Source organism: Halomonas sp. BC04 (genome assembly GCF_000568385.1).
In genome coordinates this window covers 1-15,241 of sequence record NZ_AZQX01000053.1, presented here as the reverse complement: position 1 = coordinate 15,241, position 15,241 = coordinate 1, and the positions used below count along the sequence as shown (strand labels likewise).

Genomic DNA, 15,241 nt, shown 5'->3' with positions numbered 1-15,241 from the left:
CGCTGGGGGCCTGGCTGTGGCTGGTGTGGCAGTGCCGGCGGCTGGGAGCCGGGGGCACGCTGCCGGCCGGCGTGGTAATCGGCAGGCACTTGCCGGGGCTGCTCGGCGGTATCGGCAATGAGGTAGTGGCGCTGGGGGCGGGGGCGTACCTCGGCTATCTCAGCGTGGCCTTGATGGACCCGAACCAACTGGCCGGGCTGGCGTCGCTGCTGGTCACCCTGGGAAGCTGGCTGCCATTGCTGGCGCTGCTGGTGATCGTGGTGCTGGCCCAGGTCGGAGTGAATCCCATCATCAGCGTCACCTTCCTCACCAGCATGGTATCGCAGGTCGAGCTGCCCGGCATCTCCGTGCCGCTGCTGGCGGCGGCGATGCTGGCGGGCTGGTCGCTGACCATGGTGTCGTCGCCGTTCACGGCGGCGATGATGATCATGTCGCGCTTCACCGGCATGTCGGCGGGGCGCATCGGCCTGCACTGGAACGGTGTGTTTCTCGCCGCCTCCCTGCTGACCGCGGCGCTGGTGCTGCGCCTGGTGAGCTGATGTCGGCCTGGCCCCGCCGGAGCGGGGCCGCACTGTAGACGCGTTCAGCCGACGGTGACGCCGCCGCACACGAACAGGGTCTGGCCGGTGATGAAGCCGCTGTTCGCATCGCAGAAGAAGCTCACCGCCTGGGCCACGTCCTCGGGTTGCCCCATGCGCTGCACCGGGATGTTGTCGACGATGCGCCGTGCACGCTCGGAGTCGGGCGGGTTGTTCTGCCAGAAGGCCGTGGTGGCGATGGGGCCAGGGGCGACGCAGTTGACGGTGATGCCGTCACCGGCCAGCTCCAGTGCCCAGGTGCGCGCCATGGACTGCAGCGCCCCCTTGGTGGCGCTGTAGAGGCTGCGCGCCTCCTTGCCCAGCACCACGCGACTGGCGTTCATGACGATGCGGCCATGGTGGCGATCGCGCATGCCTGGCAGCAGGGCCTGGGTGCAGACCATCGCCGAGCGCACATTGAGGTGCATCAGGGGGTCGAAGTCCTCCACCCGGGCCTCGTCGAGCAGCGCTGGCGCGACGATTCCCACGTTGTTGACCAGGCAGTCCACGGCGTGGGCCTCGACGATCTCGGCCAGCACCGTGCGGGTGGCCTCCACGTCGCCGAGGTCGACCCGGCGCGCATCGGCCCTGAGCGACTCAGCCTCGGGCTCGACGATGTCCAGCACGATGGTGCGGTAGCCGTCGCGTTGCAGGCGCAGGGCGATGGCCTGGCCAATGTTACGGGCACCACCGGTGACGACGGCACAGGATTCGGTCATGTCGGGTCCTCAACAGAACGGCGGGTTGTGGCGCTGATGGCGGGTCGCTACCATTGTGCGCATTGCGTACATAAGTTCGTCAAAGTCAAAGGTTGCGCCCCGCCCAGGCTCGCCTCAATGCGACCTTCGTCTCGGGCGGCGATCGGGCGCCTCACGTCAAGGAGAACCGCATGCAGCAACAAACCCCCATTGTCGTGGTGGGCGCCGGCACCATGGGCATGACCCTGGCACGCCTGATGGCCACCCGGGGCATGCCGGTCACCGTGCTGGATATCGACGGCACCAGATTGGCGCGCTGTCGCGAGGCCCTGGCAGGTGATGAAACGCTGTCGAGCCGGGTGGGTTTTGCCCAGGACTGGCCGTCGGTGGGTGCTGCGAGCGTCATGATCGAGAGCGTAACCGAGGATCTTGCCCTCAAGCGTCGTGTCCTGGCCGAGGCCGAGCGGCACCTGCCTACCACGGCGCTGATCATGACCAACACCTCGGGCCTCTCCATCGATGCGCTGGGCGAGGACATGTCGCACCCGGAGCGCTTCCTAGGCGCCCACTTCTTCAACCCCGCAGACCTGATTCCCGCCGTCGAGGTGGTGCCCGGGAAGCTCACCCATGACGCCACCGTGGCCCGGGCATGCCAGCTGCTGAGGCAGCTGGGCAAGCGGCCGGCCGTGCTAAAGCGATGCGTGCCGGGCTTCGTGGCCAATCGCATCCAGCACGCCCTGATGCGCGAATGCCTGTCACTGCTGGAGCAGGGGGTGGTGGAACCCCAGGCGCTGGATGACATCGTGCGCTACTCCATCGGCGTGCGGCTGGCCATCAACGGCCCGCTGCGCCAGCGCGACCTCAACGGCCTGGACACCCACCTCAACATCGCTCGCTACCTCTATGCCGAGCTCGAGGATCGTCATACGCCTTCCCCCCTGCTGGAAACCCACGTTAGCGAAGGGCGACTGGGGCGAAAGAGCGGCAGGGGATTCTTCGAGTGGCCGCAAGAGTGCGCCGAGGCCCAGCCGCAGCAGGAGCGTGAGCTGCTGCGGCGACTGCTGACGCTGCTGGATGAGGAGAGCGCTTCTTAGACCTTGGTCGTGGCCTTCCTTCCCTGCGATCACGGAAAGTGCCATGCCCTTCAAGTAACCCACTGATTCTAAACAGGTGGCAATCGGTGGGTCACGGTTGGGTCAGGCCGGACCATCGGTGGCGGTTTGACTCAGGCGTTTCGGGGCAGTATTTTGTTCGTTATGCAAATCATTGTACGCATAACGAACAATCAAGACGTCTAATGAAGAGGGCAGAGCAATGGCCGAGTTCCTGAGCCTACATGACGCGGTGGCACGCTACGTGGAAGATGGCGCCACCGTGGCCATGGAGGGCTTTACCCACCTGATCCCTTTCGCCGCCGGTCACGAGGTGATCCGACAGCGCAAGCGCAACCTCACCCTGATCCGCATGACGCCGGACTTGGTTTACGACCAGATGATCGGTGCCGGCTGTGCGAAGAAGGTGATCTTCTCCTGGGGCGGCAACCCCGGAGTGGGCTCGCTGCACCGCCTGCGCGATGCAGTGGAGAAGGGCTGGCCGCACCAGGTCGAGATCCTCGAGCATAGCCATGCCGCCATGGCCTGCGCCTTCGAGGCGGGGGCCGCCGGACTGCCGCTGGCGGTGCTGCGCGGCTACGTGGGCAGTGAGCTGCCCAGCGTCAACGATCAGATCAAGTTCATCGAGTGCCCCTTCACCGGCGAGCGTCTGGCCGCGGTGCCCTCGGTTCGCCCCGACGTTTCCATTGTCCATGCGCAGAAGGCCGACAGCGCCGGCAACGTGCTGGTGGAGGGCATCGTCGGCGTGCAGAAGGAAGCCGTGCTGGCGGCGAAGAAGAGCATCGTCACCGTGGAGGAGATCGTCGACGACCTCACCACCCAGTCCGACTACCACCCCAACGCCTGCATCATTCCCGGATGGGCGGTCAGCGGCATCGCCGTGGCCGAGAAGGGCTCGCTGCCCTCCTATGCCCATGGCTACTACCCGCGCGACAACGCCTTCTACAAGGAGTGGGACGCCATCGCCCGCGACCGCGACACCTTCACCCGGTGGATCGAAGAGAACGTCATGAATGCAGGGGGGAATGCCTGATGAGCCTCGACTACACCTCCGCCGAGATGATGACCGTCACCGCGGCCCGCGCCCTGGAGAACGGCATGACCTGCTTCGTGGGCATTGGCCTGCCCTCCGAGGCGGCCAACCTGGCGCGGCTGACCCACGCCCCCGGCGTGGTGCTGATCTACGAGTCCGGCACCCTGCAGACCAAGCCCGACGTGCTGCCGCTCTCCATCGGCGACGGCGAGCTGTGCGAGTCGGCGCTCACCACCGTCTCGGTGCCGGAGATGTTTCGCTACTGGCTGCAGGGCGGCAAGGTCGATGTGGGCTTCCTGGGCACTGCCCAGGTCGACCGCTTCGCCAACCTCAACACCACCCTGATCGGCGACTACCGCGAACCCAAGGTGCGCCTGCCGGGCGGGGGCGGGGCACCGGAGATTGCCACCTGTGCGGGTGAGGTCTTTATCACCCTGAAGCACTCCAAGCGTGCGTTCGTGAAGGACGTGGATTTCGTCACCACGCTGGGCTTCGGCCGGGACGGCAAGGGCCGTGACGGCGTACCCAACATCGGCAAGGGCCCGACCCGGGTGATCACCGATCTCTGCGTGATGAAGCCCGACCCCGAGACCAAGGAGCTGGTGGTCGTCTCGCTGCACCCTGGCGTGAGCGTGAAGATGTGACCGAGGCCACCGGCTGGGAGATCCGCTTCGCCGACCAGCTCGAGGCCACGCCCGAGCCCAGCGTGAAGGAGCTCGACGTCCTGCGCGAACTCAAGGCCAGGACCGCCCGCGCCCATGCCGGCCAGTAGGCCGGACAGGAGATAATGATGACCGACGTATTCCTTTGCCATCCGCGGCGCACCGCCATCGGCCGCTTCGGCGGCACCCTGGCCAGCGTGCGCCCCGACGATTTCGCCGCCACCCTCTTCAAGGCGGTGCTGGCCGAAGTGCCGGAGCTCGACCCGGCGGCCATCGACGAGGTGTTCATGGGCTGCGCCAACCAGGCCGGCGAGGACAACCGCAACGTGGCACGCATGTCTTCGCTGCTGGCGGGCCTTCCGGCCAGTGTACCCGGCACCACCATGAACCGCCTTTGCGGCTCCGGCATGGACGCGGTGGGCACCGCCTTTCGCGCCATCAAGGCCGGCGAGATGGCGTTGGCCCTCGCTGGCGGCGTGGAGTCCATGTCCCGCGCCCCCTATGTGCTGGGCAAGGCCGACGGTGCCTTCTCCCGGGGCCAGAAGATCGAGGACACCACCATCGGCTGGCGCTTCGTCAATCCGCTGATGAAGAAGGCCTACGGCATCGACTCCATGCCGGAGACCGCCGAGAACGTGGCCGAGCAGTTCAAAATCTCCCGCGAGGACCAGGACGCCTTCGCCCTGCGCTCCCAGCAGAAGGCCGCCGCCGCGCAGAAGGCGGGCCGCTTCGCCATCGAGATCACGCCCATCGAGATCCCGCGGCGCAAGCAGGAGCCGCTGTTGTTCGATACCGACGAGCACCCGCGGGAGACCACCCTGGAGAAGCTGGCCGGCTTGCCCACGCCGTTCCGCGAGGGCGGCAGTATCACTGCAGGCAATGCCTCCGGGGTCAACGATGGTGCCGCCGCCATGCTGGTGGCCAGTCAGGTTGCAGTGGACAAGCACGGTCTCAAGCCCATCGCGAAGATCCTCGGCATGGCCACGGCCGGGGTCGAGCCGCGCATCATGGGCTACGGCCCGGTACCGGCGGTGCGCAAGCTGCTCGAGCGCACCGGCGTGTCGATGGACGAGATCGACGTGTTCGAGTTCAACGAGGCCTTTGCCGCCCAGGCGCTGGCCTGCACGCGGGATCTCGGCCTCGCCGACGACGACCCGCGGGTCAACCCCAACGGCGGCGCCATCGCCCTGGGCCACCCGCTGGGCATGTCCGGCGCGCGGCTGCTGCTCACCGCCGCCCACGAGCTGCAGAAGAGCGGCAAGCGCTATGCGCTGTGCACCATGTGCGTGGGCGTGGGGCAGGGCATTGCCACCCTGATCGAGCGGGTTTAACGGAGGTTTTACCATGGCATTTCTGAACATCAACGGGCGCTGTGTCGCCTATTGATGTTCGGCAGTAAGGCCACCCGCTGGTGGTGCTCGCGCACCCAGATGGCGCGTACCGGTGCTGAATCATGCGCCCGGCTGTGCGAGATGATGGGTGTACCGATTTCCGCGGCAAGCTGAAGGAGCCGTTCGCACAGCACCAGGGCGCTGGCGTGCATCTGGTCGGAGGCAGCGACGACATGGCCACGCCGCCTGCGACCCTCGAAGCCTTGGCTGCCGAATGCGCGGTGCCCCTCTCGCGCTCCTTGACGGCGTGGGACATGTTCCCTCCGTGGAGGTGCCGGTGCTATTCGCCGAGAAGCTTCTGGGCGCGCATAAGAAGGCATAGGTCTTCCGCCTGTGACGGCCAACAACCACAGTTCAACCAAACACGCCTGGGAATCGAAATGGCGTGATACGAGGTCATCATGTCAAATCCCTGCATCATCTGTGTCGCCATCACCGGGAGCCTGCCGCGCAAGGAAAACAACCCGTCGGTGCCCATCACCATCGAGGAGCAGGTCGAGAGCACCCAGGCAGCCTTCGAGGCCGGGGCCACCATTGCCCACTGCCATGTGCGCAATGACGATCAGACGCCCAGCTCGGACCCGGAGAAGTTCGCCAGGTTGATGGAAGGCCTGAAGAAGCACTGCCCGGGATGATCATCCAGCTTTCAACCGGCGGGCGCTCGGGAGCGGGGGAGGAGCGCGGTGGCATGCTGCCACTCAAGCCCGACATGGCCAGCCTCTCGGTGGGCTCCAACAACTTCCCCAACCGGGTCTACGAGAACCCCCCGCAACTGGTGGAGTGGCTCGCTGGTGAGATGGTGAAGTACGACATCAAGCCCGAAATCGAGGCGTTCGACTTGTCGCATATCCACCAGGCAGTGGAGCTCTCAAGGCAGGGTACTATCAAGGGGACGCTCTACGTGCAGTTCGTGATGGGCGTCAAGAATGCCATGCCGGCGGACAAGGCGACTTTCAATGTCTATATCGAGACGCTGAAGCGGCTGGCACCAGACGCTCAGTGGTGTGGCGCCGGCATCGGACCCAACCAGTACCTGCTGAACGAATGGTCCATTGCCGCCGGCGGCCATACTCGCACCGGCCTTGAGGACAACGTGCGCCTCGACCGCGATACCCTGGCGCCCTCCAATGCGGCCCTGGTGGAGCGCACGGTTGCGCTGTGTGAGAAGTACGAGCGCCCAGTGGCCACCTGGCAACAGGCGCGGGAGATATTGGGCCTAGTGAGTGGCTGACGAGGAGGATTTTACGACCCGTATGCATCAGGCTGAAGCTAAAAGGCCTGAGCCCGGTACATTACAGGACTCAGGCCTTGGGCGCCGGCTGAATGAACTGTCCAACTATTGGGGGTCAGTTCACAATCGCGGGCCCTTTGTAGAGTGCATCCTGAGGTGGGGGCCTCAGGCGGCTTCCGTCCCCTCCCGGAAATGCTCATAAGCATGGTGGTAGAGCACCCCGGCATAGCCGTTGCGCTGCATGATCTTGAGAATCTTGGCGGGATCGCCGTTGTCGAGGGCCTTGTGCAACTTTGCCCGCTGCTCGTCATCGAGATCTTCGTACCAGTGGTAGGGTTCGCCCTTGGCGTTGCCATCCTCGGCCTTACGTACCAGATCGATTTCGATGCGCCCACCATGGCGATATAGTATGTCGTAGCCCTCCTGCAGGTGGACCGACGGGACATCGCTCGGTTTTTCCAGGCCTTCCAGCACGTTGTAGTAGTAATAGCTCAGCGGTTGCATGTGGCTCCTCCAGCGGTACGCCGTTGCTCAGACATCCATTTCAGCTTTCCTGGCTCCATCCTGCCTGAGGCATGGCGGCTAGCTCAATGGGAAGATTGTAAGGCATCCGCACACTCCCTCCTCCCGGCGGGAGGCTTTCGGCTCTTTATAATACAAAGAGCTAATAGAAGCGCATGCCGACCCTGACGACCTTGTCCCCTTCCACTTCGCTCACGACCCAATGAATGCCGTGCCATGCCACGTCATCGCCGATGACGGGGTGGCCGCCAACGCGCATCGAAATGAACTCGCCCAGTGTCATGTCTTCTTCACCCGGGGTGACGGAAATGCCATATGCCTTGGCAATTTCCCCCAGGCGGGCATCGGCATCCAGCGTGAAGGGTCCGAAGAACTCCTTCTCCTGCTTCAGCTTGGCGTCGCCGTTGAACAGCTTGTTGAGGGCGGCCAGGTCCTCATTGCGACCGATGACACAGATGACGTCGCCTATCTTGAGTTGCGTGCTGCCTTTTGGGTGCAGCATGGCGTGCTCGCGGAACAGGGCAGAAATCAGCGCACCGGAAGGAAAGCGAAGCAGCCGAATCGGCACGTCATCCAGGCTCGGGTTCTCGACCCGGTATACGAACATCTCGTAGTCGTTCTCGGGCAGGATGCCGAGCGGCCCCCGGTGGTTGGGCGCCGTGGCCTGGGGCAGCTGCACCTTCATCCAGCGGGCCATCAGGGAGATGGTGCCGCCCTGGATGAGCAGCGACATCAGCACCACGCCAAAGGCGACGTTGAAATAGAGCGAGGCGTTCTCCACTCCGCCGATGAAGGGAAAGATGGCCAGCACGATGGGCACCGCCCCGCGCAGCCCAACCCATGAGATGAAGCCGAGTTCACGCCAGCGGAACTTGAAGAAGGGCTTGATGGCAATGAGTACGGCCAGTGGTCGGGCCACGAAGATCAAGGCAAGCCCCACCAGGAAGGCGGGCAGGGCGTATTCCAGCAGGTCGCTCGGGGTGACCAGCAGCCCCAGTACGAGGAAGAGCCCGATCTGGCTCAGCCAGGCCAGGCCATCATGCACGGGAAGAATGAAATTGAGGTGTCGCCCGGGCTGGTTGCCGATCATCAGGCCGCACAGGTAGATGGCCAGGAAACCGCTTCCACCCAGGGCGCTGGTGGCGCCGAAGACGAAGAAACCCATTGCCAGGGCCAGTAGCGAGTAGAGTCCGGGCGCCAGGTCGACCCAGCGCAATAGCTTGCCCGTCAGCCAGCCACCACCGATGCCGATCACGATACCCACCCCGAACTGCTGGATCAGGAACAGGGCGGTCTCGGCGATGCTGCCGATGTCGCCGGCCAGGATCTCGATGAACATGATGGTCAGGAAGATCGCCATCGGATCGTTGGTACCGGACTCGATCTCGAGGGTGGCACCGACCCGCTCGTTCAGGTTGATGCCACGACCGCTCAGCATGGAGAAGACCGCCGCGGCATCGGTGGAGCCGACGATGGCACCGACCAGCAGCCCCTGGATCAGGGTCAGGTCGAAGGCCCACATCGCGACCAGTCCTGTGATGCCGCTGGTCAGGAAGACCCCCAGGGTGGCAAGGGAGAGCGCCGGGCGAAAACCGGCGCGGAATGTCTTGAGGCGAGTGCGCAGGCCACCGTCGAGCAGGATCAAGGCCAGGGCCAGGTGCCCGATCAGGAACGCGATGGAGTAGTCATCGAACTGGATGCCGAGCAGGCCCTCCTCGCCCGCCAGCATGCCCAAGCCCAGGAAGATGATGAGAAGGGGGAGGCCGAACAGCGAGGAGAGCCGACTTGCCAGGATGCTCAAGGCCAGCAGGGCGCCACTGAGCAGGAAAAGGGTGTTGATGAAGTCCATGCGGATGCCCCTCGATTGGCAACCCTGGCCAGAGCCCGAGCGGCGTTTCCTTGTGTTCAGTGGCAGATTCGGGAAGCTGCTGCGCTGGTGGTTAAGGCGAAAGAAATTATTTATGTAATTGATCTAGAATAACTTTTTGTGTTACTTCGCGTCAAGGCGTGACGAGCCGGGCAACGCTGCTCGACTGTCCCTCGGCTAGCTGCTGGCATGCCGTACACAGTAACACCGGGGTCTTGGTAAGTCTGACCCAATAGGTGGTCGGTGGCGGCTATGGCTTCACGCAAGGAAAAATTAGCACGCTTATCAAGAAATACTTATGCTTGAACCAGGCCTTCTGTCCGCAATGGAGATAGCGCATGGCTACCCAAATCACGACTTCCAGCAGAGCAGATGGCATTACGCTGCTGAAGATCAGCTGCCCCGAACGACGCAACATCCTGGATGAGGCGAGCTACGCCCAGTTGATCGATGCGCTCGCCTCGGCGGAGGCGGACGATGGGGTCAAGGTCTTGATCATCACGGCAGCGAGAACTGCTTTACCGCAGGCAACGACCTGGCCAATTACAAGGCGCTGGCAGAGGCGACGGAGGTGACGGCCATCACCTTCCTGCGCCGTCTGCATGCCTTTTCCAAGCCTGCCATCGCCGCCGCGGAGGGGCTCGCCCTGGGGCTCGGCTCGTCGATCCTGCTGCACTGCGATTTCGCCTACGCGGGCAATTCGACGAGGTTCTACCTGCCCTTCATCAATTTTGCCCTGACCCCCCTGGGTGCCACCACCCACCTGTTGCCCAGGCTGGCCGGCAACAAGTCGGCCACTGAAATGCTCATGCTTGGCAAACCCTTCTCCGCGTCCCGCGCCTGTGAGTTGGGCCTGCTGACCGATACCACCCCCGACGGGAAGGCGCTGGAGCAGGCGATCGACTGTGCCACCCGCCTGGTCGCCAAGCCCTTCGATGCGCTGCTGGCCACCAAGGCGCTGCTGCGTGAGAGCGACGCCGAGGCGATCGCCCATGCCTTCGATCGGGAAGAAAAGCAGCTGCTGGAACGGTGTCGCTCCACGGAAGCCCAGGAAGCCATAGACGCTTTCTTTGCCAAGAAAGGCAGCCACTAGCGGCAGGCTGCTGGCCGGCCGGCTTCCGGTTCGGGTGGCGTCATTGATCGGGCCGGGTTGCTGCCGCTCGCAACTCCTTGCTGATCTGCTGTACTGAAGGCAAGAACAACCATGCTGAGAGGGGGCGGTATGCAGACACTTCATGTGGCAGTGGACGAATCGACACGCTCCTTGCAGGGCATCGCACTGGGCGAGCTGCTTCATCGCCAGTGGGGCGGCACCATGACGCTGATTTCCGTGGTGGCGTCACCCGAGCAGGCGGATAAGCGCCGGGCCGCGCTAGTAGCCGCGCTGGACCGGCAGGAACTGGGGAGTCACCGGGAGTCGCTCGAGATAGTGACAGGCGATGCCGCCGAGGTGCTGGCCGGCCTGGCATCCGACCCTGGCAAGGGGTTGCTGTGCATGACCTCCCATGGGCGCCGACCGGCACCCGAGTTACTGCTCGGCAGCGTGGCGGCAGAAACCGTGCGGCGTGCTGGTGCCTGGTAGTGCTTGGCGGGCCCCAGTTCGATCCTGGCAGGCATCAGCGCATCGATACCCTGATGGTCTGCGTCGATGGATCGCGCCCAGCCGAGTCGGTACTCGAGCCCGCTGTCAATCTGGCCAGGCGGCTAGACGCCAGGCTGCAACTGCTGCATGTGGTCGAAGTCGAGTCTGATGTAGCGTCGGCACTGCCGGGTCACGCTGGCCATGGTGACATCATGGAGTCGGGGTATGTGCAAAGCCTGGCCCGCCGCATTCGTGAGGCGGACGGGTTCGAGGTGGACTGGGAGGTACTGCATGGGGACAACCCGGCAGTGGCTATCCACCGTTACCTGTCCTCTTGCACCAACGTCATGGTGGTCATGACCACCCATGGCCGCAGCGGTGTATCACAAGTGGCCGCAGGCAGTGTCAGCCGCGACATCTTGCACAAGGCCCACTGTCCGGTGGGGGTGATGCGCCCGGTGAAAGGGAAGTGACGGGACCGTCACCGCCTCTCGGCCGGCAACGCCCAGATATCACTTCTCGTCCCGGTCGCCCGGCTTTACCTCGTAGTCGCCCTCCAGCACCTGCTGTTCATGGTGGGAGTCGCCGCCAGCCTGGGTGCGGCGATAGTGGGTTTCCCGATAGTGATAATCGGTGCCGACATCGTTTGCCTGTTCGGCGCGCATCTGCTCGAGGCGCTTCTTCATGCGATAGCGGACGATGGGCAGCATGGCCCAGCCGATCAGCAGGAAGAAGAGGCCCAGTACCGTCCCGACGATCAGCAGCATGCCGAACAGCAGCCAGGTCAGTATCAGTTTCAGCCCGCCGAGTGGACCGCGCGGGGTCTGCCGCGCCCGGGCACGCCACTGCTGGGCGGCGTGCCAGGCGGCGTTGCGGCGCGGGTCGTTGGGGTCGGTCATGGACATCTCCAGCGAGAGCATGTCGTCACCGCCGAGGGGTGACGGAGGTGAGTGGCTCTCCCTTGGAGGCCACGGCGGTGTAAACGTTCCTGGGTGCGTCACGCTACCACGTCGCTTCTGCCACGGTCGTTTTTTCACGGGCATTTGCTCTCACGGGCACGCCCACCCAGCGCACTACAGCATCCGCCACAGGGCGGCGGTAACGATCCCGGCGGTGATCGCCGGCAGGGGCTTCTGCAGGGCCAGCATGACAAGGAGGGTGGCGACCAGTGCCATTCGGGCGCCCAGTCGCCGTAAACGGCCATGGGGGTGATCACCGCGACCAGTACCGAGCCGGCCATGGCGTTGATGAAGCGCTCTACCCTGGGGCCGATCGGTACCCGCGACATGACGAAGACACCGCCGGCACGGGTCAGGTAGGTAATCAGGGCCATGATGACGATGGCGGAAATGGCCCCGGCCAGCGTGGCGGGAAGGGTCATGGCGTCTCTCCTTTCCGCGCTGGCAGCAGGACACCCACGAGTCCGCCTGCCACTGCGCCGACGATGACATGGGCGTGATCGGGCAGCCATGTCATGGCCGCCAGTGCGGCCAGTGCCGCGGCAGCCCAGGGCAGCAGCATCGACAGGTCGCGTCGGCCGCCCACCAGCATGGCAAGCAGGAAGCAGCCCATGATGACGTCCAGGCCGAAGCGTTGCGGCTCCTCGATGCCGCTACCGAACAGCACGCCCAGCAGGGTGCCGAACAGCCAGGTGACCCACAGTGCGATGCCCCCGCCCACCAGCATGCCGACATTGGTCTTGCCCTTCTGGTAATCGGCGGCGGCCATGGCCCAGTTGGAGTCGCTCATGACGACCACGCTGGCGTAGCGCTGGGCGGGTGGGAGGTGGGCTAGCCAGGGCTGGATGGCGGCGCCCATCAGCAGGTGGCGGGCATTGATGGCAAAGGTGGTGGCGATCAGCGGCAGCAGCGGTATCTCGGGGCCCACAGCTCCAGGGCGGCGAACTGCGAGGCGCCGGCGAAGACCAGGGCGCTCATCAGCATCGCCTCGAGGCCGGATAGGCCGCGGGAGAGGGCGGCTACGCCGAAGGCCAGGCCGAAGACGACCACGAACAGGCACAAGGGGGCCATGCGCCGGATGCCGACGATGATGCCGGCCAGGTCGAGCTGGGCATCCTGGGCACCTTGTCCGCCCCGGCTCATGCGTGCCACGCCTCGGCGACGATCTCGTAGCTTCTCAGGCGGTCCTCTGCCCGGAAGACGTCGGTATTGAGCATCAGTTCATCGGCACCGGTCGTTTCGAGGAAACGCTCGAGACCGGACTTCACCGTCTCGGGGCTGCCGATGATCGCGGCGCCCAGGAACTGCTCGACCTGGGCTCGCTCCATGGGTGACCAGTCGAGGGCTTCGACCGGTGGCAGCGAGCGCGTGCGCCCACCTCGTACCAGGTTGAGGAACTTCTGCTGGGCGGTGGTGGCCAGGTACTGGGCTTGCTCATCGCTTTCGGCAGCAATCACCGGCAGTCCGACCATGGCATGGGGCCTGTTGAGTGTGTCGGAGGGTCGGAAATTGTCCCGGTACAGACGCAGTGCCTCATGCAGGTAGCCCGGGGCGAACTGGGCGGCGAAGGCGAACGGCAACCCCTCCCGGGCCGCCAGCTGGGCGCTGTAGCCGCTGGAGCCGAGCAGCCAGAGTGGCACGTGGGTGCCCTGGCCCGGTACGGCTCGGACCCGCTGCCCRGRYTGKGTCTCGCCGAGAAAGCCCTGCAGCTCGGYCAGCCGCTGGGGGAAGTCATCGACGCCGGCGCGGGGGTCGCGATGCATCGCCTGCATGGTGGCCGCGTCGGAGCCCGGGGCGCGGCCCAGGCCCAGGTCGATGCGGTCGGGGTAGAGCGTTGCCAGGGTGCCGAACTGTTCGGCCACCACCAGGGGAGGATGGTTGGGCAGCATGATGCCGCCACTGCCGACCCGGATGCGTGAAGTGGCGCCGGCGATATGGCCGATCAGCACGGCGGTGGCAGCGCTGGCGATGCCGTCGAGGCTATGATGTTCGGCCAGCCAGTAACGGGTGAAACCGAGCCGTTCGGTCAGCTGTGCCAGGCTCACACTTTCGTGAAAGCTGTCGGCAATGGTGCCGCCCTGGCGGATTGGCGCCAGGTCGAGCACGGAGAGCGGGGTGTCGGCGAGTCGGGGCATGGTCGGGGCCATTCGATAATTGGTTAGCCTGCTGTGTATTACTCCAACATCAGGGTAATGGCGGGAATATGCAATGCCTGATGAGAGAAAACGACGACAGTGGCCTGGGGGGCTGGCGAAGCCAGGGGGCTTTCGAGGCTTCTCGCTGTTTGTTGCAATACAGTAGTCAGGCGAGAGCGCAGGCCTTAAGCTCAGCAAAAGGGTGAAACTGGACTTCAGCCATGTCTCTCATCGGATCGAACCGCGGCAGTTCTCGCCGGGGGGCTACCCGCCGACGGAAATTCACTCGCCAGCGGCGGCGAGGCTTCGATCATTGGCTCGACCGCGCGGTCGATATTGTCGTGATCACCGCCCTGATAGTCGGCGGTGTGGCTCTGGTGCTGAGCCTGTTGCTGTAATGTGAGGTGGTATGCGCTTTCTGTTGACCCTTGCCCTGCTGGGCATGGTGGCGGCCATTGCCTGGTGGCAGCTCGAAGCGCGGATTCCCCCTCAGTGGCACCCGTGGCAGCCGCTGTCGGTGGATGACCCCCTGACCCCGGTGACGAAATGGAAACTGCATCGCCTGGGCGATCGCCGTGACGACTGCCTCACGGCGCTGGGGACGGCACCCGAAGGGGCACTGCGGATGACGCCGCTGGATGACCACGAGCCGGTCGAGGGCTGCCCGCTGGAAAACGTGGTGCGGGTGCATGGCAGTAGTGTCGACTTCAATGGCAGCTTCGTTGCCGCCTGCCCACTGGCGCTGGCCTGGGTGATGTTCGAGCGCCAGCGCCTGCAACCCGCTGCCGAGGCGCATTTCGACACTCGGGTGGCCCAGGTGGAGCACTATGGCAGCTATTCCTGTCGACGGGTCTATGGCCGAGAGGATGGCCGGATGAGCGAACATGCCACGGCCGAGGCGCTGGATGTGGCGGCATTCCGACTGGCGGACGGGCAGCGCATTTCCCTCCAGACGCACTGGGACGAGGAGGATGAGCGAGGCGCCTTCCTGCGCGAAGTTCGCGACGGCGCCTGTGATCTCTTCGGCAATGTGCTGGGCCCCGACTACAACGCTGCCCATGCGGATCACTTCCATTTCGGCATGCGGGGCTACCGGCTGTGCCGTTGATGCCGGCCTCCCGCTTACGGTCGCATGCGGCCTCAAGCCCCCGTACACTGGTTCCATCCTCCAAGGTCGCTGAGTAAGGAGACCGATGCTGGGATTTCTCCAGGGTTTTGCCTATGGGCTCTTCGTCACCTGCCTGCCGTGGCTGCTGGTCGGCATGGCCAATCCGCGCCTGGCGGTTCCCACCGACTCCCCCAGCCGCCTGCAGGTGGTCTTTCGCTACTGCCTGTTGATCCCGTTCCTCAGCATGCTGTTGTGGCTGACTTCGCTGTGGGGTGGTTTCGGACCCAGCCTGGGCGGCTGGCTGGCGGGCCTGGTCGCCGTTCCCGTGGCGCTTCCCCTCGAGCGTGCCTGGCGTCGCTGGCG

The 15,241-nt window shown here is 64.8% G+C and carries 17 protein-coding genes and 4 pseudogenes; 13 read left to right on the top strand and 8 right to left on the bottom strand.

Annotation, left to right across the window (positions count from 1 at the left end; genetic code table 11):
* Positions 1–539: pseudogene (locus tag Q427_RS31980) on the top strand (hypothetical protein); the annotation flags it as partial.
* 44 nt (positions 540–583) lie between these two features.
* On the opposite strand, the gene Q427_RS04110 reads toward Q427_RS31980, so the two are convergent.
* On the bottom strand, positions 584–1,297 hold the full coding sequence (locus Q427_RS04110) for an SDR family NAD(P)-dependent oxidoreductase (RefSeq protein WP_043511264.1): 714 nt from the start codon (positions 1,295–1,297) through the stop codon (positions 584–586).
* A 170-nt stretch (positions 1,298–1,467) separates the two neighbouring features.
* On the opposite strand from Q427_RS04110, the gene Q427_RS04105 reads away from it, so the two are divergent.
* From Q427_RS04105 to Q427_RS04080, 5 genes and pseudogenes are all read left to right on the top strand, one after another.
* Positions 1,468–2,370, top strand: a complete 903-nt coding sequence (locus Q427_RS04105; protein ID WP_043511262.1) for a 3-hydroxyacyl-CoA dehydrogenase family protein — start codon at positions 1,468–1,470, stop codon at positions 2,368–2,370.
* 220 nt (positions 2,371–2,590) lie between these two features.
* Entirely contained in the window at positions 2,591–3,421 is an 831-nt protein-coding gene (locus Q427_RS04100) for a CoA transferase subunit A (RefSeq protein ID WP_043511259.1), read from the top strand.
* Positions 3,421–4,193, top strand: a pseudogene (locus Q427_RS04095) (CoA-transferase subunit beta). Before Q427_RS04100 ends, Q427_RS04095 begins: the two are co-directional and overlap by 1 nt.
* An 18-nt stretch (positions 4,194–4,211) precedes the next feature.
* The gene (gene pcaF / locus Q427_RS04090) at positions 4,212–5,414 is read left to right on the top strand and encodes a 3-oxoadipyl-CoA thiolase (protein WP_043511258.1); all 1,203 of its coding nucleotides are present in this window, start codon (positions 4,212–4,214) and stop codon (positions 5,412–5,414) included.
* Positions 5,415–5,875: 461 nt separating this feature from the next.
* Positions 5,876–6,705 (top strand): annotated as a pseudogene (locus tag Q427_RS04080) (3-keto-5-aminohexanoate cleavage protein).
* 165 nt (positions 6,706–6,870) lie between these two features.
* Here the strand turns inward: Q427_RS04080 and Q427_RS04075 are convergent.
* Together Q427_RS04075 and Q427_RS04070 are read right to left on the bottom strand one after the other, a co-directional pair.
* A complete protein-coding gene (locus Q427_RS04075; RefSeq protein WP_043511252.1) occupies positions 6,871–7,209 on the bottom strand; it encodes a hypothetical protein in 339 nt (112 codons plus the stop codon).
* A 160-nt stretch (positions 7,210–7,369) separates the two neighbouring features.
* Positions 7,370–9,076 carry a potassium/proton antiporter gene (locus Q427_RS04070; protein ID WP_043511249.1) on the bottom strand — a complete coding sequence of 569 codons (1,707 nt, stop codon included), beginning with the start codon at positions 9,074–9,076 and terminating at the stop codon, positions 7,370–7,372.
* 356 nt (positions 9,077–9,432) lie between these two features.
* On the opposite strand from Q427_RS04070, the gene Q427_RS28600 reads away from it, so the two are divergent.
* From Q427_RS28600 to Q427_RS04055, 4 genes are all read left to right on the top strand, one after another.
* A complete protein-coding gene (locus Q427_RS28600) occupies positions 9,433–9,669 on the top strand; it encodes a hypothetical protein (RefSeq protein WP_051496112.1) in 237 nt (78 codons plus the stop codon).
* The gene (locus Q427_RS04065; protein WP_081785802.1) at positions 9,630–10,187 is read left to right on the top strand and encodes an enoyl-CoA hydratase-related protein; all 558 of its coding nucleotides are present in this window, start codon (positions 9,630–9,632) and stop codon (positions 10,185–10,187) included. The genes Q427_RS28600 and Q427_RS04065 overlap by 40 nt, the downstream gene beginning before the upstream one ends.
* Positions 10,188–10,316: 129 nt before the next feature.
* Entirely contained in the window at positions 10,317–10,676 is a 360-nt protein-coding gene (locus tag Q427_RS04060) for a universal stress protein (RefSeq protein ID WP_197030504.1), read from the top strand.
* On the top strand, positions 10,676–11,149 hold the full coding sequence (locus tag Q427_RS04055) for a universal stress protein (protein WP_043511244.1): 474 nt from the start codon (positions 10,676–10,678) through the stop codon (positions 11,147–11,149). The genes Q427_RS04060 and Q427_RS04055 overlap by 1 nt, the downstream gene beginning before the upstream one ends.
* A gap of 39 nt (positions 11,150–11,188) precedes the next feature.
* On the opposite strand, the gene Q427_RS04050 is transcribed toward Q427_RS04055, so the two are convergent.
* The 5 genes from Q427_RS04050 to Q427_RS04035 form a co-directional block, all read right to left on the bottom strand.
* Positions 11,189–11,575 (bottom strand): hypothetical protein, encoded by a 387-nt coding sequence (locus Q427_RS04050; RefSeq protein WP_043511242.1) that lies wholly within the window; start codon positions 11,573–11,575, stop codon positions 11,189–11,191.
* A gap of 134 nt (positions 11,576–11,709) precedes the next feature.
* The gene (locus tag Q427_RS04045) at positions 11,710–12,057 is read right to left on the bottom strand and encodes an AzlD family protein (RefSeq protein ID WP_331280536.1); all 348 of its coding nucleotides are present in this window, start codon (positions 12,055–12,057) and stop codon (positions 11,710–11,712) included.
* Positions 12,054–12,563 (bottom strand): AzlC family ABC transporter permease, encoded by a 510-nt coding sequence (locus tag Q427_RS04040; RefSeq protein ID WP_331280535.1) that lies wholly within the window; start codon positions 12,561–12,563, stop codon positions 12,054–12,056. Before Q427_RS04040 ends, Q427_RS04045 begins: the two co-directional genes overlap by 4 nt.
* On the bottom strand, positions 12,533–12,778 hold the full coding sequence (locus Q427_RS35985) for an AzlC family ABC transporter permease (protein ID WP_331280534.1): 246 nt from the start codon (positions 12,776–12,778) through the stop codon (positions 12,533–12,535). Before Q427_RS35985 ends, Q427_RS04040 begins: the two co-directional genes overlap by 31 nt.
* Positions 12,775–13,770, bottom strand: coding sequence for an LLM class flavin-dependent oxidoreductase (locus Q427_RS04035; protein WP_043511269.1), 996 nt, complete (start codon positions 13,768–13,770; stop codon positions 12,775–12,777). Before Q427_RS04035 ends, Q427_RS35985 begins: the two co-directional genes overlap by 4 nt.
* 221 nt (positions 13,771–13,991) lie before the next feature.
* On the opposite strand from Q427_RS04035, the gene Q427_RS31975 reads away from it, so the two are divergent.
* The 3 genes and pseudogenes from Q427_RS31975 to Q427_RS04025 form a co-directional block, all read left to right on the top strand.
* Positions 13,992–14,168, top strand: a complete 177-nt coding sequence (locus Q427_RS31975; protein WP_197030503.1) for a hypothetical protein — start codon at positions 13,992–13,994, stop codon at positions 14,166–14,168.
* An 11-nt stretch (positions 14,169–14,179) separates the two neighbouring features.
* Entirely contained in the window at positions 14,180–14,878 is a 699-nt protein-coding gene (locus Q427_RS04030) for an extensin-like domain-containing protein (protein ID WP_043511241.1), read from the top strand.
* Between the two features lie 85 nt (positions 14,879–14,963).
* Positions 14,964–15,241 (top strand): annotated as a pseudogene (locus Q427_RS04025) (cobyrinic acid a,c-diamide synthase); the annotation flags it as partial.